Annotated in this window: 16 protein-coding genes; 7 read left to right on the top strand and 9 right to left on the bottom strand. The window is 41.3% G+C overall.

Features of this window, described 5'->3' with window-relative positions:
- Positions 1 to 116: 116 nt before the first annotated feature.
- The 4 genes from FAZ15_RS14330 to FAZ15_RS14315 all read right to left on the bottom strand — a co-directional run bounded on the left by FAZ15_RS14330 (position 117) and on the right by FAZ15_RS14315 (position 5,085).
- The gene (locus tag FAZ15_RS14330) at positions 117 to 491 is read right to left on the bottom strand and encodes a hypothetical protein (protein WP_136901999.1); all 375 of its coding nucleotides are present in this window, start codon (positions 489 to 491) and stop codon (positions 117 to 119) included.
- A 97-nt stretch (positions 492 to 588) separates the two neighbouring features.
- The gene (locus FAZ15_RS14325; RefSeq protein ID WP_136901998.1) at positions 589 to 1,083 is read right to left on the bottom strand and encodes a hypothetical protein; all 495 of its coding nucleotides are present in this window, start codon (positions 1,081 to 1,083) and stop codon (positions 589 to 591) included.
- Between the two features lie 121 nt (positions 1,084 to 1,204).
- Positions 1,205 to 1,639, bottom strand: a complete 435-nt coding sequence (locus tag FAZ15_RS14320) for a hypothetical protein (protein WP_136901997.1) — start codon at positions 1,637 to 1,639, stop codon at positions 1,205 to 1,207.
- Positions 1,630 to 5,085 carry a DUF6443 domain-containing protein gene (locus FAZ15_RS14315; RefSeq protein ID WP_162304954.1) on the bottom strand — a complete coding sequence of 1,152 codons (3,456 nt, stop codon included), beginning with the start codon at positions 5,083 to 5,085 and terminating at the stop codon, positions 1,630 to 1,632. The genes FAZ15_RS14320 and FAZ15_RS14315 overlap by 10 nt, the downstream gene beginning before the upstream one ends.
- A gap of 409 nt (positions 5,086 to 5,494) precedes the next feature.
- Between FAZ15_RS14315 and FAZ15_RS14310 the strand changes: the two genes are divergently transcribed.
- Both FAZ15_RS14310 and FAZ15_RS22510 read left to right on the top strand, forming a co-directional pair.
- Positions 5,495 to 10,048: a hypothetical protein gene (locus tag FAZ15_RS14310; RefSeq protein WP_136901995.1), complete on the top strand. Its 4,554-nt coding sequence runs from the start codon at positions 5,495 to 5,497 to the stop codon at positions 10,046 to 10,048.
- Positions 10,049 to 10,371: 323 nt separating this feature from the next.
- Positions 10,372 to 10,527, top strand: coding sequence for a hypothetical protein (locus FAZ15_RS22510; protein WP_162304953.1), 156 nt, complete (start codon positions 10,372 to 10,374; stop codon positions 10,525 to 10,527).
- 139 nt (positions 10,528 to 10,666) lie between these two features.
- Here FAZ15_RS22510 and FAZ15_RS14305 read toward each other — a convergent pair whose 3' ends face one another.
- The 3 genes from FAZ15_RS14305 to FAZ15_RS14295 all read right to left on the bottom strand — a co-directional run bounded on the left by FAZ15_RS14305 (position 10,667) and on the right by FAZ15_RS14295 (position 13,074).
- On the bottom strand, positions 10,667 to 11,137 hold the full coding sequence (locus FAZ15_RS14305; protein WP_136901994.1) for a hypothetical protein: 471 nt from the start codon (positions 11,135 to 11,137) through the stop codon (positions 10,667 to 10,669).
- An 87-nt stretch (positions 11,138 to 11,224) separates the two neighbouring features.
- Positions 11,225 to 12,478, bottom strand: a complete 1,254-nt coding sequence (locus tag FAZ15_RS14300) for a serpin family protein (RefSeq protein WP_136901993.1) — start codon at positions 12,476 to 12,478, stop codon at positions 11,225 to 11,227.
- 293 nt (positions 12,479 to 12,771) lie between these two features.
- A complete protein-coding gene (locus FAZ15_RS14295; RefSeq protein ID WP_136901992.1) occupies positions 12,772 to 13,074 on the bottom strand; it encodes a winged helix-turn-helix transcriptional regulator in 303 nt (100 codons plus the stop codon).
- A 221-nt stretch (positions 13,075 to 13,295) separates the two neighbouring features.
- Here FAZ15_RS14295 and FAZ15_RS14290 point away from each other — a divergent pair, with 221 nt between their 5' ends.
- The 5 genes from FAZ15_RS14290 to FAZ15_RS14270 all read left to right on the top strand — a co-directional run bounded on the left by FAZ15_RS14290 (position 13,296) and on the right by FAZ15_RS14270 (position 19,005).
- Entirely contained in the window at positions 13,296 to 13,679 is a 384-nt protein-coding gene (locus tag FAZ15_RS14290) for a DoxX family protein (RefSeq protein ID WP_136901991.1), read from the top strand.
- Positions 13,680 to 13,807: 128 nt separating this feature from the next.
- A complete protein-coding gene (locus FAZ15_RS14285; RefSeq protein ID WP_136901990.1) occupies positions 13,808 to 16,303 on the top strand; it encodes a cation-translocating P-type ATPase in 2,496 nt (831 codons plus the stop codon).
- An 85-nt stretch (positions 16,304 to 16,388) separates the two neighbouring features.
- A complete protein-coding gene (locus FAZ15_RS14280; RefSeq protein WP_136901989.1) occupies positions 16,389 to 17,819 on the top strand; it encodes an L-lactate permease in 1,431 nt (476 codons plus the stop codon).
- A gap of 243 nt (positions 17,820 to 18,062) precedes the next feature.
- Entirely contained in the window at positions 18,063 to 18,503 is a 441-nt protein-coding gene (locus FAZ15_RS14275; RefSeq protein ID WP_136901988.1) for a tellurite resistance TerB family protein, read from the top strand.
- 64 nt (positions 18,504 to 18,567) lie between these two features.
- Complete coding sequence (locus FAZ15_RS14270; protein WP_136901987.1) at positions 18,568 to 19,005, top strand: pyridoxamine 5'-phosphate oxidase family protein; 438 nt, start codon at positions 18,568 to 18,570, stop codon at positions 19,003 to 19,005.
- Between the two features lie 511 nt (positions 19,006 to 19,516).
- On the opposite strand, the gene FAZ15_RS14265 is transcribed toward FAZ15_RS14270, so the two are convergent.
- Positions 19,517 to 21,115, bottom strand: a complete 1,599-nt coding sequence (locus FAZ15_RS14265) for a beta-N-acetylhexosaminidase (RefSeq protein WP_136901986.1) — start codon at positions 21,113 to 21,115, stop codon at positions 19,517 to 19,519.
- Positions 21,116 to 21,125: 10 nt separating this feature from the next.
- The gene (locus tag FAZ15_RS14260) at positions 21,126 to 22,022 is read right to left on the bottom strand and encodes an alpha/beta hydrolase (RefSeq protein ID WP_162304952.1); all 897 of its coding nucleotides are present in this window, start codon (positions 22,020 to 22,022) and stop codon (positions 21,126 to 21,128) included.
- Positions 22,023 to 22,068 lie beyond the last annotated feature (46 nt).

The raw sequence follows: 22,068 nt of genomic DNA, 5'->3' as shown, positions 1-22,068 counted from the left end.
TTATTTGCCATTTACCGATGCTAACACCGGAAGCATTTCGGTGTTTTGACGCGCCCCACTACCAAGAATTTATCCGGCTAAAACAAAAAAAGAGGCTGTCTCAAAATTTAAACTAATTAATTACATTTTATACTTCTTATAAGCGGTGTTATTCGGAAAATATTTTCTTCTTCAAATTCATTACTCAATGACCAATAATTTATTAAATCAATAAAAATTGCTTTTTCAGATTCTAAAATCAAATTGATGGCATCCCAACTTTCATCAGTTTGTAAATCATTCTCGTTTAGAAAATCTTCATACGACGCAAGAACAAGAGACATTACAGCTACTTTATTATCAGTAGACACATCACGCCGATGATAAAATTCAAGAAAGTCATTAATTCTTTGAGAATCTGCCATTTCTATATCCCAGTCCTGTTCTGCACCTGTAAAAGGTAATGATAATTCCTTACTAAGTTGTTCAAGTGCTTCTTTTTTCAGTATCATAATCAAAAATTAAGGAATTAACAGGTACGCTGTTTTACGATCATAAATTTTTATAGTGCCTTTTGTACCCGTCCAGCCCTATTGTGTCTCTACCTCCTTATCGGCATGTTTTTTCTAGTTTTTCAAAATCTTCAATTAGATGACAGTTAAGTCCACTTTTCTCTAATGAATTTTTTAAAAAAAACAATATTTTTTTTATTTCTTTTTCGAAATCACTAACAGGCAATGTGTTTTCATTTACCTTATTAAGCAGATCTTGTGTCCCCCCATTTACAGTTTCCCATTCTGATTTAATATTGACAGAACTATTTATTTTTTTCATTTTCCAAATAGAAACAAATGTATTAGAAGCCCAATGTATTTCTAATTTATCACCTTTATCATCTTTCAGGAAATGTAATATTCTTATAAAATCAAGAACCATCAACGATATATCATATTTGTAAGTTAATGGAATAAATATATTATTCCATATCAAAATGAGATATTCGGTATCTAAAGGAAAAATACTTTCAATAGCATCTTCTAAATTTATGATTTCTTCCTCAATTAGTGACAGTACCTCTGGATTACTTATTTGTATTTTAATCATAACTTAATAATTACTTGATTAGTGGGTAGCCATGAAAGGTTCCAGTCCTGTTCTATACCTGTAAAAGGTAATGATAATTCTTTACTAAGTTGTTCATAAACTTGCCTATATCTTTAAATCCTTATAACATTTTTTTTATTTCATCGGCAGAGTATTCTTGATATATGTTGCAGCTAATAGTTAGTGTTAGTTCTTTTCCGTTATTATTCAAAAAATCGATATCAACATGTTCAGCTTCAGCAATTCCGTCTCGATAAAATTTTAGAATATAATGTAAAATATAATCAAGGCTATCATTTGATATCTGCCCCTTAAAAACTCCGTTATCGAGAGCTACGGATTCACAATATGAAAACCGATCTCCACTTGATTTAAATAGGATGAAAAAATTTCTAAATTTTAAACCTATTGCATTTATAAGGTTCTCTTTTAATAAAAAAAGTGACATACACAATTCAACGCCAACAATTTGGTTAAGATGCAATTTAAGTTGTATTTGCTCGCTAAAATTTTTGATACTAATTTCTGCTTCTATATTAATCTGTTTCATTCCCATCTCAAATGATAGTTTTGTAATACTTCTCCCGTCTTGGGGTTTAATTCTTCTATATGTATATGTTTATCATCAACATCGCCAGGTTTAGCGCGATATTGCCATTTACCATCACTACTTCTCCATTTATTAGTTTCTATTTCCACTGGATTTTTACCCAATTTTGTCTTTGCTAAATTTCTTGCTTCTCTCTCTGACTTAAAATAAGCACTATAATTTTTGGTATTCTTTGTTGCAAAATCTTTAACAAACTTCATCTTAGCGGCAAGTTTAGCCTGACTGCCACCGGGCACGAAAGCTGCGAGAGATAAAGTTATCCCAACGCCATTGCCCTGGTAAATATTGCTACCTAACGAAATAAGATCGCCGACCTGCGCCAAACCAGGAATTTCGCTTGAGCCCACAATATCTCCAGTGCGCTCCCATTCCTCGGCAGTCTGCGGTCCCGCTGAAGGCCGGTACGGATTTGGCCCAAACAGGTGCCGGTGTGAGGGGGCTACATATCTGGTAAAACCTGTTCCCGCCCAGAATGCTTTATAGCTCGCCTCGGCAATATCCCAGATCATATCATCTGTGAGCCGATAGGCTGCGACCTTTACCTCGGGAAGGCGTGTATAATACATGTCCTCGCCGGGAAAATACTGCATCAGATAGCCCTGCAGAAAATTTTGGGCTGCCATTCCCGTATAAGTCGCACCCCAATCGAGAGACGCAGTCTGCCGACCATCTGGATCGATGTAATATATAGGGTCATTCATCGCATACACATACGGCGAGAAACTGTGGTACTTATCTGCCAGCGGATCCACCACGTTCCATCTCCCTACCTCTGCATCGTAAAAACGCGCTCCGTAATCGTACTGCCCTTCCAGTGTGTAAGAACTTCCAAAGGTGTGGCTACCGCCTGCAAGCTCGTCCAGCCTTTCCTTTCCGTTATAAAGATACTTATTAATTCCAGAGGTAAGGATACCTTTACGTTTGCCGAACGGAAAATAATCGTCCTTCTGGATGACGGTAGCGCTTGCCGCGCCAGAAGGCTGTAAAGTTGCACGCACATTGCCCAAGTGGTCCGTCAGGTTATACCGGTACAAATAGATATTATTGCTCTCGTCGCGCTGTAGATACCCATCTTCCGTATGGATCATCTCAATCTTACTCGCTGCACTACCCAGCTTGTTGTACTCAATACCCGACACGTAATCACGTTGTGTCGCCGTACCTCCAACAGTAGTTGTCTTGCGCTGCATCGATCCTGTCGCATTATACATGTAAACTACGCTTGTGCCAGTCTTTGTCGCAGTTTTGGGCAGGTCAAGCTGGTTGTACGTAAACGCCATACCCGTGCGGTCTGTTGTCGCATTCCCATTGACATCATAAGTATAGCTTCCCGTAATACCTCCTGATAAACCTGTAAGCCGGTTGCCCGTGTAGGCATAACTGGTTGTCGCTGCATTATTCCGCTTGAGCGTCAAGATATTCCCCATGTTGTCATAGGTCAGCACTTCGCTCATGGTTATACCCGTACTGATTCCACTGAGCAGCCTATCCAGCTTATCATAGGCATATACAAAACGGTTGGGTGTAGCAGTAGTACCATGGCCCCAGTGCTGTTCGGAGATGTTGCCATTGTACTGCGCAACAGCTGTTGCAGTTGGATCGTTGTAGCGTAGCACTTCGGTAAAGTGTGGCGAGCCTATCTTCGTTATCCAGCTCCGCTCATTGTAGCTATAATCTACCTGAGTGATAAAGTTTGTGCCATTGTCCACGCTGTGCAGCTTCTTATGCCGAAGCTGTCCGATCTCATTATAGACAAGATGGCTCTGTATAATTTCAGACTGGGTGTTGACCGTCTTTTTCGTATCCACAAGCCTGCCCATATGATCGTAGGTATAAGCCGTGAGAATACTGGTTACCGCTCCACTGGGTGAAGCTTTGTGATCGTGCCTACTTGTCATCACCTCCCCGATATAGCTATAGGTATTGGTCAGGTAATCTGTACCGCCGAGATGGTTTTGGGAAGCCTGCTGTATCACCCTGCCCTTATCATCATAGTAACTTACCGTGAGCAACGGTGCCGTACCGTCGTCTTTATAAATAATATTGCCGGTGGAAAGGCCCTGTGTCAGTAAACTGTGCGTTACATTCTGCACGGGAAGAGTTGAAGCGCCCGTAAAACTATAGTTATCATAATAACTGACCGATAGCGGTTTAACCGTGACACCTGTCCCCGCGACCGGAAATGTGGTATTGGCATAGCTGGCAGCTCCCTTACGGTCCTCCCACAGCGGGCCCGCAAAATTATCCACCAGTGTACGGATCTGTGCCAGCGTAGTCTGCGCAGTATTGGTGTAGAGACCTATAGAAACAGCACGGCCAAGTTTATCATACCGTGCATAGCTCCATTCCTTACGTATGCGCTGCGCAGCATCCTGGCTAAGGATCATTTGATCCGCCTTATTATAGACCATATATTCCCAGCCCTTGCCCGGCACCTTCTTCTGTATCAGGTTCCGGCGTCCGTCATAGCGGTAGGCATAGATAAAATTCTCAAAAGCGGCCACACTCTCTGTAAAGCTGCTCAATACGGCCTGCCCGTCTTCGTTAACCGCCGGAGGTAGTATGTACCTCAGATTACCCAGGTCATCATAGACGTAGTAGGTAGAAAGGCTCTTGACATTGCTTTCCCATACCCGCTCTAATACAACACGGCCATCGACGTCTTTAAATGTTTCACGGGTGCCGCCCTTACCATCGGCAACTTTCCAGTTCTCATCCCTTATAACGGTCTTGAACAACCTGTCCGTTTGGTAACTAACCGCAGCGGCCCCGTTATCGGTGGCATTCACGCGCCAGTACTTTACCTCGTTAGCTGCGTTCGTACCATATTCCATCTTCTGCGTATGTCCCGTAGTACTGTTGGGGACAGGTTGCCAGGCTGCTCCGGGCGCCCCCTGTTCCAGTACACGGTTCAGCGGACCTGCTTCGAATACCGTTTTAGCATGTGCCGTATTGTTTGGCATGGCGGTCACGCCAGGCGCGAGCCAACCGGTGGTTGCTGTCCCAGGGGTAGTATAGAAAAGGTTCTGATCGGTGAGTGCCGAGGCCTTATAGCCACCGTCGCTGCCCGCAAGCGTAGCTGAATACGGCAGGTAGGACTTATCCTCCCTGCCGAGGTTGTCGTATACCACTGGTGTGACCAGATCTCTTTTGGAGGGGCTTCCCTGCCATACAATGACCTGTGTTGGTCTTCCCATTCCATCCAGATACTTAACGGTCTTGTTGACCGATTCGACAGGCAGGCCCAGTAGACTTTCTGGAGTCTGCTTACCTTCTACTTTAACCGTAGTCTCTACAATATAATTTCTGGTTGTTGTCGGCACCTGGGCTGATCCCCGGTTAAAACCTAAAAACAGAAGCGATAAAATGATGTAAATGGGAAGGGTTTTCATGGTGGATATCATATACTATGGAGAGAGTAATATATTAACTAAGCGGTTATATATGCGGGGGAATATCATATTTAGCGAAAACTCATAAGTGTCTGGCATTAAAAAACTAACCATATCGGCGAAAATAATGCACTGGGCAAAATTAGACGTTCGTTCTTATAGATAGCAATTAGTTATATACAAATATGTAATAAATATTCTAATAAGTGAAAAAAATATGATACACTTTCAAGAATATAGCCGACATTATTCGGTAATATTAAAAAAAACATCAATTTCATTCGAAAAAGCGGTTAAACATCCACTTGAAAGAGACATCTCCCAAACTATTTGTAAAATAAAATATGTTCCTATAAAATAACTGGAATAAAGTTCCTATTTTAGTGTAAAAATTGACCTTACTGATTTTATGATAAAACTTCAAGCCATCCTCTCTCTAATATTGTGTATAAATGTCAACTTGCTCGCGCAGGATATTCAGCCCGGGACGGCAACTTCTGCCATGATGGACTACAGGGGAAATACCAGTGTCGATTTTGCGACGGGAAAACTGAACTATACTGTTCCCCTTTTCGACGTGCAGTCGGAGGGGTTCAATCTGCCGGTAGCGCTCAACTACAGCCCAGGGATCAAAAACGGAGAAAAACCCCGTAACGCGGGCTTGGGGTGGACATTGGGCTTCGGATCAAGTGTAATCGGGAGAACGACCCGGGGGGTGGCTATAGACGAAGACCAGGATATCGGCATACTCAACAATCCCGTGCCGGCGGGCAATATAGGTGATCCCGTATTCGACCAGTATCTGGCGAAGGCAAACGCCGGAAAGATCGACAGTGAGTCTGATCTGTTTACGGTAAACGTACAGGGGGCCGCCATTAACTTTATATTGATAAAAAACGGTACAGTGATACAGGCAAAACCCTTACAGAAAACAGACGTGGATATCGTGCCCATCATGGTAGGACATGAATTAAGAAACTGGATCGTGACCGACGGCGGGGGGAATATATATGAGTTCACCAAATCCCAGCCCGGGTATATACAGACACCAACAAATTCACCACTGGTCCCCAGCACACAATCGGCAATTACGTCCTGGTACATCTCAAAAATCAGACCTTTCAACGGAGGGGATATCGATTTTACATATATGTCGGAGGAGTATGCCGAGGTACCAGAAGAAAAGATAATGGCAGCTGTCAAATATAACCCAGTGTTACAGGTTCCGGATCTGAACAATCCTTCTTTAAGTCAGCAGCTCCAATCGCTCTCCGGCCTCGGTGCTGAAACAGCCGCGGCCGCGCTCCAACTTTCCAAGAAAATAGAACTGATAAAAGATGCTGCCAAACGCGCCGGTGAGCCTGCTAGGCCGGGAGAAATTACTCCGAACGGTAATTTTATAAATCCCTACGATGTGTCAGAATATACTGGAGTGATAAATCTGTACAATCAGCATCTCAATCACATTATTTCCAATAATGGTTATGCCGATTATCAAATGTACAACATCCTGAACCAGATGTATACATTGACCACGAATAAATTCAGCGATGTTAGTGTTATCAGCCAGAAAGGAATGTTTGTGAACAAGCTTATTCAGAAAATCACATTCCCGACAGGCGAGATATCGTTCAGCTATCAAAAAATTGTACCCCTCGTTAAACCACCTTTCTACACCTGCAATAAAATAACTTTTAGAAATACGCTGGGGGAACACGTTCATTCCGTCCATCTCGAGGTAAGCAACCATGGGTATCTAAAAAATATCTGGTGGTTAAACAGTAACGGAAAAGAAAAGAACTGGTTGAACATGGACTACTATTTTGAGGATCACCCCTACCAGAATTTCAGTGAGCATGCGACAGATTATTGGGGTTATTACAATGGAAAAACAACAAATTCATCTCTTTTTGCGGCAGATCCTGCTTATACCGTATTAAACCCAGGGTCGCCCTCGGGGCACGCCCATATATTTGCGCCAGGCGGTAAGGTTGAGGAACTAAATTCGGCCGACCGTAAGCCGGATCCCGTCTATTCGATCGCAAGGAGCCTGAAGACCATCACTTCCAAAACCGGGAGCAAGGTAGACTTCACCTATGAAGGCAACGACATCTATTCTGCCGACGCGGATACCAATATTCCGATCGGAGGCCTGCGGATTAAGGCTTTGACCGTGAGTGATGCTACCTCTAACCGGACGACTACGTATCGATACGCCTTCCCTAAATCAGGTGACCCTACTACTTTTCGTTCCACCGGAAGGCTGAATGAATGGCATACGACCGTATTCAGCTGGCCCTATATGTTCTCAACAGGAATGGACACCTATACTTATACCCATCCGGGCTATCGCGGGGGGCTCTATAATGACCAAAGTAACCACAATGTGCTATACCACTACGTAGAAGAAGTATTGCCAGACAACTCCGTTATCGCTTATAAATTTCCCGAAATAGACCCGGCATATTATTCCTCAAATTCACCGATGCCAGACCATAATTCCGAACTCGACAGAGCACTACTGGCAAAGATATACTATAATGCCGACGGTAAGATCGTTCAGATCGACCGCACAAAATATGCCTATCCCACCTCGCTTATTAAGAAGAGGCTGCCCGAATTCGATAAACTGAAAACAGCCTATCCCTATTTCATCGATGCCGGTGCGGTGCAGCCTGAACTGTGGCGACAGATAAAAAAGGAGCCTGTACACTTTAACCAGCAGGAATTATTAAAAAGTTATCCTAATGCCGTAGATCCAAGGTATAGCGTTAGTGTTGGTTCTTACTCGTTTTCCGTTAACCCATATAATAGCTATTACTACGGTCAGTGGTCGAGACGCGAGAATCACCAGCAGTTGGCCCTGATTTATAATATGCTTCTGGAATCAGCGCTGCAGCCGGCTGAGCAGGAAACACTAATGTTTACAGATTACGACCTCGCTGCATTCAACAGCTCGGCCAACACCTCGACATTGCCCAACGAGAAGCCATACGTATACGACCGCCTAATGCGCTACGCGCCCGCAAGGCGGATCACAACAGCTACGGTATTTACCTATAACGGTCCCAAATCCCTCTACCCGACATCCATCAGGACGGTAGATAGCGGAAATGGGTATACCCTGACCAAAAACAAGTACGCATGGGACTACACCCTGCCATCAGACCACGTCATCAGCAAGATGCAACAGATGCATCGCTTCAACGAAGTGATCGAGACACAGACCTGGAAATCCACGGACAATGGGGTCACTTACAAGCTTGCCGAAGCAGGGACCAGTGAATATGGCCATCAAACTGTAGAAGGGAAAACCTACATTTATCCCATAAAAAAATACAATACCAACCTCGGTCAGCTTCTGCAACTGCCCAACACGAATTATACCGAGTCTTCTTCCACGACGTTTCCTTACACATCCCAGTTCTGGGAGGGGAAGAATATATATGCGCTGGAAGGATCGTACGATTGGAACGTAAATGATGGATTCCTGCGTACAGGTCAGATTAATGATAAATTCAGCAATGCCAGATCCGCGGTAGTTTATGGCGGCAATGGACTGAAGATCTTAGAAGCCTCAGATGTGAAAAGTGAACATATCTTCGCTGAGGATCTCTCTCCAGTTGTAACACACAGTTATTACTTTGAAAGAGACGGCGTTTTTGATAACGCCATTCTATACAAAGACACGCTCACTTTCGCGTACCTTAACGCTTTGACCATTCCACAAATATACACGGTACCAAGGTACTATACTTCATTAAACTACTACAAACTGGCGACAGACGCACGAGATGTACTACAGAACTACAGTAATACCCACTATGCTCACTATAGCCTGATGATGGATAAGCAAATTTTCCGGAGTTTCAAGGCTATTTTCGAATGCATAGCCGAACGGAAAGGCGGTGAGGAACTTTCACCGCTACTGGGACGGTTCTATTACGACTATGTACAATCTAATTATTTAAGTAGCGAATTTGGTCAAATAACGACCGAATTGTGGCCTAAAGGTGTAAATTTATTCGCCATGTGGTGGGTAGTTGACCAGCTGATGTTGACTTCAAAGGGAGGAGAAGGAATCATGAAAATGGCCAATTACGAGGCTCTTATAAAAAACAGCTCTGCCGACAGGGATTATTTGTTTAATGACGATAAAACATACCAGCTTAGTATAAATAGCGAAGTCTTATCCAACAGGTTTATTGACTTCCATTACCTATTTTCCAACAATAGCGTATCGCATGCTACAATCAAGGCCAAAGTATTGTACACCAATGGTACGTCATCTGCAGTAAGCAGTATCCCTTTATCTGTCCTCAACAAACTCAATAAGAAGGCTATCGATCTTCATTCATTTACCAACCACCAGAACATTGTTGCGCTTCAGATCCTGATACCTACCCATGATCTACGTCATACTTATGCTTACGTAGCCGCCATGCCTACGGGTACGTTATTTAAAGGATACTCCTATCTACCAAACGACAAGCATTACCTTACCTTAGATCATAACTGTAGATTGGAAGAGTATTTCTATAACGAACTCGGAAATTACCACTTTACGAAGAATGAAAAAAAGGAGATTACGCAAATGATCGAAGAGCATACAGCTGTTCATGATGCACAGATGCCGAAATTTATAAAAGTAAAGATCAGCAATGCCTGCAGAAACGATATTTCCATGACCCCGCGCGTGCTGTCTATGAAATTATACTATCCGGCAACTTTCAGTCAATATAACCCGGATTTCGACATCCCGTTAAATATTTTCCCTGGCCAACAGGACTCCTTTGGGATATCCTCAGGTAATTATCGTCTTACTCTGGAAACCGAACCCGCCACCTATGAATTAAAAATAAACAATGTTTCTATCCCACATAATTCCACAGGCTTACACATGTACAACATAGATATGACAAACCTCAACGATCTTGACATCGTTTTACAGACCATACATTAGATTTATGTTTGAATTTAGTGCTAATGAATCGGAATATGCCCTTCGAGGTCAGAAAGTAACTGTCCATCGAGATCTTGCCGATCTCGATGGACGTTGAGACCTAACAAATAAAACGAAACTTATACCGGTTTCGAGATAATATTAAATTAAGGCTGGGGAACTACTTCTACAGAAACGGAGAACAGTCAGTAGCAAGGATAAAAATTTAAACATTTAAGACAACACAGAGGTTTTAACACCACATTATCAATGCATTAACGCAATAACACTGCTTGGATTCAACAAATTACCTACCTTTGCGTCTAGTATTAAAACAATTTATTATGTCTATTGCAATAAAGAACATTCCTGTGCTCAACGAAGATGCTGCTATTTCATTCGATAGCAATGCAAAAGCTGCTATTGCAAAAAAATCATCCATTAAATTTACGAAACAGTTAGCTGTCGCTGCGAAAATTTTAGAAAAAGCTAAAATCTAACAATCTCAACACTGAGCTTTTAAATCCATTATCAATGACTGATTTTTCAAAAATATATCTTGCATGGCGTAAGGGGAAAGGTTCCCGTAGGCATATTGTTGGGGGTGGAGGGCCACTAACTCGCAATTTTCGTTTCTAACTATTCGACATACTTTGGATACATTTTCATGTTACGCATCGCTTCAGTTGGTGGATAGCGCAATGTGTAATCGAGCTTTTGCAGGTCAAAGATACTTAGATCATAACGTCTAAGAATCATATACCGCTCGTTTACAACTTCACGAGGATACTTCGACAGTGTATCAGCGTTAATAATAAAAAAGAAAATTGTATCTTTTGGAATCCCCTTGTAAATTTTTTCCCAAGAAAGCCCCCCTCCGGCTACTTCTTTCTTTTGATCGGGGTATATGATCAGGTTGTTATGTTCCTCGAAGTAGATAATTGAATCTGGATAGGAATGCACTGTATTCCTATTCATGTGAAAGTAAATATTTTCATCCGAGTTATTTTGCAGAGAAAGTGGGTAGTAGTAGTCCATCGCACATTTACTGGCTAATAGTAAACACGACAGACAGACCAAAGCAGATTTAAATAATAATTTGTATTTCATATCTTATCTTTTTTACCCGGTCTATATACAAATGTAGTTAACGTGCTTTGTATCCACGGAAGTCGAATAGAAAAATTCGTATACCTGTTATTTCTTAGTCGCGTCTCTAGTTGGGTCATTGATCTGGCCTGCAAAAAGCACCAGCCCGGAAGATGCCTCCCGGATAAAAAATAAAAAAGGTTCGTCAAAGCGGATGACAATAGGCTCCTGCGGTTGCGGCATGGAGGTTAGCTCAATGCCAACGATCGTAACAGCGGCCGCCTCGGTTCCTTCTTCACTAACCTCTACAAAGGCTTTGTGCTTTACATCGCTGATATACACTCCGCCATTTTCTGTGATTCCTGTAAAATCGGCCCCGACATTAAAAGGTTTAACCATACCGAAGCTGACCAGCATCGGTGCTAATGAACTCTCATAACTGATTTTGAATTTTGGTAGATGCACCTTGGCCTTGGTTCCCCGCAAACCCTCCACCAACGATTTGATCGCTGCTGGGTCTTGAAAAGTAGCCTTCAGATTGTCCAATGATTTCCCCGGTTTGGATTTGACAAGGACCATATCAAATTTTCGGTCTGTATAGGGTAATTGAATGGCCTCATAATCCGTTGTGGAAGCCGTATTGAAGGTGTGTTCGGTCTCCATGAAATCAGTTTGGATCACCTCTCCATCGGATTTTTTAAAATCTTCCTTCTTGGTCTTGCTCTTGTCGAATTTATAGTCCCAAGCTCCTTTGAAATAGATAGCATTGATGAGGTACATAACGACGTCGCCAGGAATCTGATCTAGGATACTTGGAATTTTTGTCTTTGTCTTCTCGTTCACCCATCCATTTATTCTATTTAGGGCCTGCGGATTTGAAAAGTCCAAAGGTGATATTTCGGCATTGAAATAGTTTCTGTTCATATCCAGAAAACTATTACGTACGCTAAATTCGTTCGTGTACCAAATTGAATTGGCTATCTCGATGTTAGTCTTCGCATTCAGATACGGCAAATCCGTAATAAGCTTTTTGTAGTATGCATTGACCAACTCTGCATCTATTCCGTCCATATTCAATGCTTTCTGCATTTGACTTAAAGTTTCGCCTTTCGCGCCGTTACTGGTCATGGTAAGTGCTGCCCCCACACTCAATGGTGAAAAGAACAGGTTTTCATTTGCCGTGATATTCCCGGAGAGTTGGGCCATCATATCAAAAGCAAATTCATTATTTAAATCGACAAGCTGCTTTTCGGCGGCGGTCAATTCGAGGTTTCGCTCGTCAAAAGGTATATCTTTCTTCTCACAGGATGAGAAAAGCACAAGTGTCGCGAAAATTATCCATAAAGTGGTTTTCCTGTTCATAATCGTGTATAGTTATCATGCTAAAACGAAGCCTGGATATAAAATGCTACAGCGAAAATATCGTTGAAGCCACAAGCTGCGGCCTCAATGTCTCATCCCGCATGTCGCCATCATGCATAATATATATTTTGGAAGGTCTTAATGCTGACGGCAGCCTAATTAATATGGAAGATATTACGATTGAGTGATGGGGATTAAATAGCGACTTTATAATGTTTAACCTATTATTTTAACTTTTCGATTTTGCTTCGCAGAGTCCTTCGGAGTTCCTCAATGGACAGCTTTGTAAACTGTCAGGTTTTTATGCGATTGTCGGCATTTTTCGTTCCCCAATTCGACATTAAAAGGAGTATATCTTCTAAAGTCTTCCCCTTATCCGACAGTCCATACTCCACTCGTGGTGGAACCTCAGGATGTGCAATCCGGTTAATCAGGCCATCCTTCTCAAGTTCCTTTAACTGATTAATTAACATCTTTTCAGATATCCCAATCAGCTTTCTTTTAAGTTCACCGTATCTTAGTTTACCGTTATCTAGCAAAAATCCCAAAATACTTAGCTTCCATCTTCCCGACAATACCGAAATGGCATAAGCCATACCGCAATTAGTTTCTAAATTGTTTTTTTCTGAAAGTGTCTATTTCTCAAAGGCCATCAAGAACTTTCATGCCTGTTGGTGATTCAATGGATCATGAAAGTTTTGTTAATCGTATTGCTGGAGGTTTGTTTTCGCATTTCTAACTTTTTTGTTAGTACCTGATTATTTGGCAGGTACTTGTCTATTATAAAAGTACACAATACTTTAGCAAAAAAAAGATTATGATTATACAAATTATTCACTGGACCGCATTTACTTATTATGTATACCTATTCGGTTACGCAAGTCTTTTCAAAGTTTTCAAGAAACAAAGCATGATGGATGGGATGAAAGATTTAGGGTTCAATGAAAGTTGGACTTTATTTATTGGCTATGCCGAACTTTTAGGTGTGGTAGCTTTAATCATTGGCATATTCCATCATGAATTAAAAAATGCTGCTGTAATATGGTTATTCCTTTTTGCTGTCGGAGCCTTAATGGTTCATTTTGCACATCATGATTACCAATATTATTACAGTTCATTGTTCGGGTGTATCGCCGCTGTAGTTAACGGACAGATTGAGATATTAGTAAACGACAATAAAGTACCAAATTTTCATAAATAATAAAGTCAGGCTGGCAGCGAACATATTCTGAAAAACATTGTTTCTTATATAGTCAATAGATAGTCAATAAGAAATGATTGTTCTATCGAAAATACCCATCTAATTTTATATACTTAAGCGACTTCTTTATGACCTATAATATTCCCAGTCATCTTAAAGGTCTAAGTCAGGACGAGGTAAATAGTGCTAGAGCCCAGTATGGGTATAATCAACTGGAGGAAAGCCATAAAAGCACTTGGTTTGAGTTGCTAGTGGGGATTTTAAAAGAGCCCATGTTGATCTTGCTGATCGTTATTTCACTTATCTATGTAATTGTGGGAGATTATGCCGAGGCGGCTTTTATGTTGGTGGCCATTGCAGTGGTTACGGCTATTTCGTTTTATCAGGATAATCGTAGCAAGAAGGCTTTGGAAGAGCTAGAAAAACTTAATGAGCCCCTAAGCGTAGTAATCAGAAACGCTCAGGTGTTAAAGATTCCAACACGGGACATCGTTGTAGGCGACTTCTGTATTACGGAGGAAGGGCGTATTATAAATGCTGATGGACGTATCTTGCACAGTAATGATTTTTCAGTCAACGAATCATCCCTTACAGGAGAGAGTTTTTCAGTTTTCAAAGATAGTACAACAGCAGATAATTTAGTTTATAGCGGAACAATCACAGTTTCAGGACTTGCTGTTTTTCAAGTACAGAAGATAGGCAAAGAGACACGCGTTGGCAAGATCGGTGAATCCATACGGACTATAAAAGAAGAGATTTCGCCTTTGCATATCCAGATCCAAAAATTTGTTAAAACGATGGCAATCGTTGGAATTGTCGTTTTCTTGCTGGTGTGCCTGTTTAGTTATATTGACACCAAAAATTTAGTAGGAAGTCTACTCAATGGACTGACATTGGCCATGTCCGTATTGCCCGAAGAAATTCCTGTTGCATTTACCACTTTTATGGCCCTGGGAGCATGGAAGCTTATGCGTGAGGGAATTATCATAAAAAGAAGCAGTATTGTCGAAACCTTAGGGAGCACAACAGTAATCTGTACCGACAAAACAGGTACCATTACTGCAAACATCATGCAATTAAATCACCTGTATGATTATCGCTCCGATACCGCTTATGCCAAAGATGAATTTGACAATGAAGTCCTCAATGAGCTTATAGATTATGCAATGTGGAGTAGTGAACCACTACCGTTTGATCCCATGGAAATCACCCTACATACAATATACGAGCAAACGCATAAAAAAGATCTTAGAAAGAGCTATCAGCTCTTTCATGAGTATCCCCTTGAAGGAAGACCTCCAATGATGACACATCTTTTTGAAAATAGCAAAAAGGAAAGGATCATCGCAGCTAAGGGGGCACCTGAGGCTATACTCCGTGTTTGTCAACTCACCGACCTCGAAAGAGATAAGATAAGAAAGATTATCGAAACTTTTGCGCAGCAGGGATATCGAATTCTTGGTATTGCTAAATCACATTTTGAAGGAGACAACTTCCCTGCAAAACAGCAGGATTTTGCGTTTGATTTTTTGGGACTTACGGTTTTTTATGATCCTCCTAAAGAAGGCATTCAGAATGTCTTTGAACAGATTTATGCTGCGGGAATCAAAGTGAAGGTGATTACAGGAGATAATTCCGAAACAACAAAAGCGATTGCATTGCAGGCAGGAATTACCAATGATGCTCCAGCAGTTAATGGTAGTGAAATCGTTGGAAAGTCCGAAGACGAAATCATGACCATAGCCGAGCGGACAACCCTATTTACTCGAATGTTTCCCGATGCAAAACTTGCGGTCGTCAATGCGCTGAAAAAGAAAGGTGAGGTCGTGGCTATGCTTGGAGATGGCGTAAATGATGGCCCAGCATTGAAAGCAGCCCATATTGGAGTGGCTATGGGCAGTAAAGGTACCGAGATCGCTAAATCAGCTGCCGCATTGATCATTACAAATGACGACTTGCAGAAACTTATTGTCGGCATTGCTGCTGGTCGCAGAATTTATACCAATATTAAAAAGGCGGTTCAATATATTATTTCCATTCATATTCCCATTATACTGATCGTATCCTTGCCATTGTTTTTAGGCTGGATCTTTCCACAGATTTTTACCCCTGTCCATGTGATCTTTCTCGAATTAGTGATGGGACCTACCTGTTCTATTGTTTATGAAAACGAACCCATTGAAAAAAACACCATGAAACAACCTCCACGTGCTCTGGGGAAGACTTTTCTGAGTATAAATGAACTCGGGAGAAGTATCGTTCAAGGGATAGCAATTACGCTTGGGATTTTGTTTATTTATCAGTTTACTGTCCAGCATGGCGGAAGCGAAGAAAAAACAAGAGCGATGGTTTTCTGCACCCTGATTTTTGCAAATATATTGTTGAGTTATGCCAACCGTTCTTTCTATTATAGTATAATTGAAAGCTTTAAAAACCGTAACCTTTTGCTCGTAGGTATCTCTTTTATTGTACTAATCTTACTATTTGTTATATTGTACTGTAGGCCAGTTGCGTCATTTTTTGACGTGACGGCACTTAGCGGATCTGAATTGGCTATTGCACTTGCCGTTGCGGGTATTTCCGTTTTATGGTTTGAAATCTACAAACTGGCTAAACGGATGTAGAAAATAAAAGCTTAAAATAAATTTATAAATAATTAAAATCAGCATGAAAAAATATTTTTTGGTTTCGGGTATAAATTATTAGCATATGATATTGGAAAACTGGACTTTAGTCATATCATTTACGATGCTACTCTTCGGGGTATTTGTCCTCAGAAAATTATGGCTGGGCGCTTTAGGTGCAATCCTGTTTGTACTCCTATCCAAAACCATCCTGTTGCCAGATGTTGATTTTGCTCATGGCCCATTAATTTCTGGAAGTATCATTTCAGTAGAACTAGCGCTTTTGCTGTTTGGGGCTTACCTGTTCTATAACACGTTATCCGCAAACGGTCATTTTTCAAAGTTTATGGAAGTGACCTCTTCCCTGTCCTCGAAACTCTTCGTATTAATTATTTTGTGTGTATTTATGGGTAGTTTTATGGAAGGGATTGCCGGTTTTGGAATTCCAGCCATGCTCATAGCTCCCCTGCTGATCACGCTGGGATTTAAACCGTTAACCAGTATTGTCCTGCCCTTAACAGCGAATACAACAGCTGTTACATTTGGGGCTTTGGGCACACCGCTAAAAGTGGGTTTGGGAATTTATGAATCCGATTCAACGGTGGTGTTTACCTTATTGTTGAATAGCTTACCGGCATTAGCAATGCCCTTCTTATTGGCATTTTTATACAGCAAAACGGAACAAGCAGACGTGCAATGGAAAAAGAATTGGGGCATGCTGTTGGGAGCGGGGTTTTCTTTTGCAGTACCCTACCTGCTCACCGGTTTGTTGAGTGTCGAATACCCATCAGTAGTTGCTGGATTTGTCGGCTTGCTATTATTTGCTTCTTTCTTTGTGCCTAAAAACGAAAATCCTCCCTTCATTTTTTGGATGAAGACATTTTATCCCTATTTCCTTTTTGTCATTTTCCTGCTGGTCGCCAAGTATTTTCTGTCCAGCTTTTACTGGAATATCGATGGAAGTATCAGACCGCTGCCACTCTATCAGCCCGGACTTGTTTTTATAATGACGAGCATTTTCTATCTCTGCATCATTCAGAAAAATAAGCTTGTTTTTCAGCTTGGCAGTCAAATCAAAGAAACCTTTCTGAAAACCGGTAAAGCAACGACCACTATTTTTCTGCTCGTTTGCCTTTCGCAATTGATTCAGGAAGATCTGTCCGGCATTACGCAACAGTATTACCATGGATTAAATGAGACCACAAAGATTTTTGTCAACCCACTTATTGGCGTAATGGGTAGTTTTATAAGTGGGAGTGCGACCATGAGTAATTTATTGTTTGGCGAAGCTATAAAATCAGCGGAATCCATTGGGGGGACTTTACCACTTTTTCTCGCATTGTTACATAGCGGAAGCGCCATAGGCAATAGCATTTCTTTACAAAACATCATTATGGTAAAGTCGGTTGTTAAGGAACCAACGATAGGGTATGCAAGCATATTACAATACAGCCTCCTTGTTGTAGGACTTTATGTGTTCACTATTATTTTACTCTCATTTCTAATCATTAAATAGATACAATGAAGCATCAAGATTTTCTCAAATTAATGGGATTGCGGAGAAACTACTCACCAAATCAAAATAAAAAATGGCATCGTTTTTAGTAAATTACACAGCCGAGTAAAAGACGAAATAAGCGATTTTGTACACGCTTTATGCTTGTTAGGAAGAAAGTTATCCTAACCAAACAGCAGGCAGCTGGGAAAGCATAAAACAATTAAAGCAGAAAATTGTTAAAATTTAAAAGACTATTCAATTATGCACTCATCTGAAAAATGGTTAGAATTCTACAGAAAACTGGGTTTTCTGTTCTACAGTGTAGCCGCTTCTGACAAACGAATTACGTCGTCAGAAATCGAAATGTTAAAAAAAGAACTCAGGGAAAATTGGCTAGATGTTGAAGACTCCAGAGACGACTTTGACACTGATGCAGCATATCAAGTGGAAGCTATTTTTGACTGGTTGCAGGAGGAGGCTCCTTCCTCTTGGGATGCTTTTGGAGAGTTTGAGGCTTTCATTGATGAAAATCCCGATTTTGTCAACATGGAACTTAAAGTTCGAATCATGAAAACCGCAGATCAGATTACCACTGCATTCTCCGGCAGGAACAAGGCAGAATTAACGATACTCCAGCAGCTAAATAGGTTATTGAATATTAGCCAAAGTGCAGGGGCGTATCATTCTCCGGATAACTTATAGATATCCATAAAAAGTGAAAACCAAGGAATTTACATAATTTTAGTGAACGATAGTTAATGATATCATGCTAGGAGAACTGGATAAAAAAGAAATTGTGGACTTATTGCAAAGCCAATTCATCGGACGCCTAGGCTGTCATTTAAATGGTAAAACATATATAGTACCGATCAATTATTTATATCAAAACAATGCGATCTATGCCCACTCGGGCGAGGGTAAAAAAATAGAGATAATGCGGGAAAACCCACTTGTATGTTTTCAGGTTGATGATATAAAAAGTATGTTCAAATGGAAAAGCGCTATTCTTTGGGGTACTTTTGAGGAATTGAAAGGAAAGGAACGTCAACAAGTGATGCAGAGCCTAATTTTACGTATCATGCCTAATACGAACGAAATAGGACGAGACGCTTCTCATGGCATTAGTCCAGATCTTCATAGCGATCTTGTTGTTTACAGAATTAATATTGAAGAAGGAACAGGTCGATACGAATCTCATGAGTGAAAGGTTGCGGAGTTATCCTGCTGCTTGACAAATGTTTTGTTAAACCTAAACTAGAAAAAGACAAATACGCCATTAAGAAGTTAAACGAAGATTTCATCGAATTTAAAGATTTTGGTTTTAAAGTAGCTATCATTCAGGAGTTTCCTACTCCCATGAAAGTGAAGTGCCAAACCCAAGCTTTGTGCATCTATAAATTAACCTTCTCTACGACCTGCACCTGCATAAATCTCCGCTCCGGCCGGTATATGCTAATCGCCGGCGCATGGACTCTGTACCGTGCCTATTAATATAGAAGGTATTATGATTGAGTGATGGGGATTAAATAGCGACTTTATAATGTTTAACCTTTCTACTTCTTCAATCGACAATAACAAAAGTCTTTAAAAACTGGTAAATAAGGCTTAATTTTATTTTACTAACGTTGAAATAGAATTTTATTATGACCGAAAAAAAGAACAAAGATTTTAGGGTGCTCGAATAGGACTTTATCTTCTGCTCCGATGGATGGAAACTATTTTATTGAATTATTAAAGGAGATACCTTTTAAGCGCCATCTATCTTTCAAAAAACGAAGTGATGTTGTAAACTGCGAAAAATCTTTTCTATCGTTTTGTGTCCACCCCACTTCTGCTGTAGCAGCCAACCTTGGAAAGAGCAGGTATTCTAGGCGCTCTTCCGTCGCCACAAATTCGCTCCACAGCTGGCAGCTCACACCCAACACTTTACCCGGCAAACCCGCTAACGAATTTGGTACAGGCTCGAATTCATATACCTTACTTAGCGGCGTGGCTTCGTAATTGAAATAATTGTATTCATGAAAAGCATTTACAATATCATAGCCATCTTGGGCAGCGCGTACCATAAGGGCCTCATTCCCCATCCAAAAATGAATGATGGTGTTTGCGGCAAGACTTTCGCTAACAACATAATCATGTGCGTCATTATTGAAATGATCCATTATTTTCTCTCCTAAAATATCATTCCAGCCCATCATACGCTTGCCCTTACCATTCAAAAAATGAGACAAATCGTTCGTAAACCTGGTCTGCACATCAGCGGGAGATTTCAAACCTTCTTTTGCCATCAGCTTTTGAATGGCTTCAGAGGCCCGCCATTGGTCGTATTTAACTTCATCACCTCCAATATGAACAATATTTGAGGGGAACAATTCCATCACCTCTGTCAACACATCCTCAACAAAAGTAATTACATTCGGATCAGCTACGTTATAAACCTGATCAAGTACACCCCAATAACCGGGCACCCTGATTTGCTGTGAAGAGCTTCCTAGCCAAGGATATGCTGCGATGGCCGCACTTGTATGGCCTGGCATATCGATTTCTGGAATGATGGTGATATGTAGATCTGCTGCATATTTGACAATCTCACGGATATCGTTCTGCGTATAAAATCCGGCATGAGGTGTTCCATCGTAGATAAATTTATCCGTTCCCCAACCGTCAATCATTGTCGAGTCACGACGTCCTCCAATACTCGTAAGCAAAGGGTACTTATTTATTTGAATGCGCCAACCCTGGTCGTCTGTGAGATGCCAATGAAAGGTATTCATTTTAAGCAACGCCATCTCGTCTAGTAATTTCTTCACCGTACCCTTTCCTTTGAAATGCCGGGCTTCGTCCAACATAAAGGCCCGCCATCCGAAACGTGGGACATCCCGCATTTGCATACAGGGTAGATTAAATCCCCCCAAGGTAGACCCTTGCTGCATCATGAGCTGCCGTAAACTTTGAATGCCATAAAATATTCCTCTTGAATGGGCTGCCCGAATAGAGATTTCATGCGTAGAAATATGCAGCACATATCCTTCATTTTTTAATTCGTTTTCCAATGTCTCGTCAATAGCGAGTTTAATCCATTTTTTATCATCATTCGCTCCTACCGGTTTATGGCCTAACGCCTCCACAAATAATTTCTCCAAATACATCCCTTCTTTTTTCAGCTCCCTTGGCCACATGACCGCAGTTCGATGATCCAACTTAAATTCTCCTGAAAATACTTCTAGTTGGTTAGGACGGGGGATAATTTGCGCACACGCAGTCTGATGAGCCACACCAACTAGTATAAATAGTATAAAGATTCGAAATATCATAGTTATAATTTTAATTTATCAATCGTATTAAAGACATGGATTCCATCCAATTCAACCCCCGTCCAAACCATTCTTCAAAAGAAGGCCAAGTCAAAAATCCGTGTTCGCCTTTCGCGTAAATGTGTATGCTTGCTGCGACGTTACTTCGACGAAGCGCATTAAAAAACAGCAAGCTGTTTTCCACTGGCACCACTTCGTCGACCGCTGCGTGCACTAAAAATGTCGGCGGGGTCGTATGATCCACATTCAGATTAGCAGAGAAATAGGTAATCAATTGTTCATTGGGCTGGGAGCCGATCAAATTGGCCCTTGACCCTAAATGAGCGAAATCCTTTTCAAAGCTGATTACCGGGTTAATGAGTAACATGAAGTCGGGTTTTAACGATGTATTCTCCAGGTTAGCAATGTGACGGTCGTTATGATGCACACCAGCCATCGCTGCAAGGTGTCCTCCTGCAGAAAACCCCATTAATCCTATACGGTTAGGATTAACCCTCAAGGACTGCGCTCCATCTCTCACCCGCTTTATCGCCTGCTGCACATCTTGAAGAGGACCAATCGCTTTATTGCACATCGTCCTATCACTCGGTAGTCGGTATATTAATACAAAGGCTGTTATGCCATGTGCGTTAAGCGCTTTAGCAATGTCAGTACCTTCCCTTTCGGTAAGCAAAACGTGGTATCCACCACCCGGACAAATGATTACAGCCGTGCCATTTGCAATTGCTTCAGGAGGATAGAACGCGATCAAACTGGGTTCCGAAATTTCGAACGACAGCATACCTACCACGGAGTCCTTCTTACTATATGCATTATTAACTGCGGATTTCGTATTTGGTATTTCCCGATGATATAACGCTAACGATTGCTGTCCAAAAGCAATCTCTTCACTACACAGTAGTATCATTAAGATGATAAAAATGTTTCGAGATAACATAAATCCCCGTATTTGG

This window comes from Sphingobacterium olei (assembly GCF_005048855.1).
Classification (GTDB): domain Bacteria; phylum Bacteroidota; class Bacteroidia; order Sphingobacteriales; family Sphingobacteriaceae; genus Sphingobacterium; species Sphingobacterium olei.
This window is presented reverse-complemented; position numbering and strand designations above follow the sequence as displayed.

What these genes read in the sequence shown, in the direction of transcription:
- FAZ15_RS14295 (WP_136901992.1), bottom strand. Translation starts at nt 13,074, where the DNA reads ATGGCTTATGCCATTTCGGTATTGTCGGGAAGATGGAAGCTAAGTATT.
- FAZ15_RS14325 (WP_136901998.1), bottom strand. Translation starts at nt 1,083, where the DNA reads ATGATTAAAATACAAATAAGTAATCCAGAGGTACTGTCACTAATTGAG.
- FAZ15_RS14300 (WP_136901993.1), bottom strand. Translation starts at nt 12,478, where the DNA reads ATGAACAGGAAAACCACTTTATGGATAATTTTCGCGACACTTGTGCTT.
- FAZ15_RS22510 (WP_162304953.1), top strand. Translation starts at nt 10,372, where the DNA reads ATGTCTATTGCAATAAAGAACATTCCTGTGCTCAACGAAGATGCTGCT.
- FAZ15_RS14330 (WP_136901999.1), bottom strand. Translation starts at nt 491, where the DNA reads ATGATACTGAAAAAAGAAGCACTTGAACAACTTAGTAAGGAATTATCA.
- FAZ15_RS14275 (WP_136901988.1), top strand. Translation starts at nt 18,063, where the DNA reads ATGCACTCATCTGAAAAATGGTTAGAATTCTACAGAAAACTGGGTTTT.
- FAZ15_RS14270 (WP_136901987.1), top strand. Translation starts at nt 18,568, where the DNA reads ATGCTAGGAGAACTGGATAAAAAAGAAATTGTGGACTTATTGCAAAGC.
- FAZ15_RS14315 (WP_162304954.1), bottom strand. Translation starts at nt 5,085, where the DNA reads ATGAAAACCCTTCCCATTTACATCATTTTATCGCTTCTGTTTTTAGGT.
- FAZ15_RS14265 (WP_136901986.1), bottom strand. Translation starts at nt 21,115, where the DNA reads ATGATATTTCGAATCTTTATACTATTTATACTAGTTGGTGTGGCTCAT.
- FAZ15_RS14285 (WP_136901990.1), top strand. Translation starts at nt 13,808, where the DNA reads ATGACCTATAATATTCCCAGTCATCTTAAAGGTCTAAGTCAGGACGAG.
- FAZ15_RS14305 (WP_136901994.1), bottom strand. Translation starts at nt 11,137, where the DNA reads ATGAAATACAAATTATTATTTAAATCTGCTTTGGTCTGTCTGTCGTGT.
- FAZ15_RS14260 (WP_162304952.1), bottom strand. Translation starts at nt 22,022, where the DNA reads ATGATACTACTGTGTAGTGAAGAGATTGCTTTTGGACAGCAATCGTTA.
- FAZ15_RS14320 (WP_136901997.1), bottom strand. Translation starts at nt 1,639, where the DNA reads ATGGGAATGAAACAGATTAATATAGAAGCAGAAATTAGTATCAAAAAT.
- FAZ15_RS14310 (WP_136901995.1), top strand. Translation starts at nt 5,495, where the DNA reads ATGATAAAACTTCAAGCCATCCTCTCTCTAATATTGTGTATAAATGTC.
- FAZ15_RS14290 (WP_136901991.1), top strand. Translation starts at nt 13,296, where the DNA reads ATGATTATACAAATTATTCACTGGACCGCATTTACTTATTATGTATAC.
- FAZ15_RS14280 (WP_136901989.1), top strand. Translation starts at nt 16,389, where the DNA reads ATGATATTGGAAAACTGGACTTTAGTCATATCATTTACGATGCTACTC.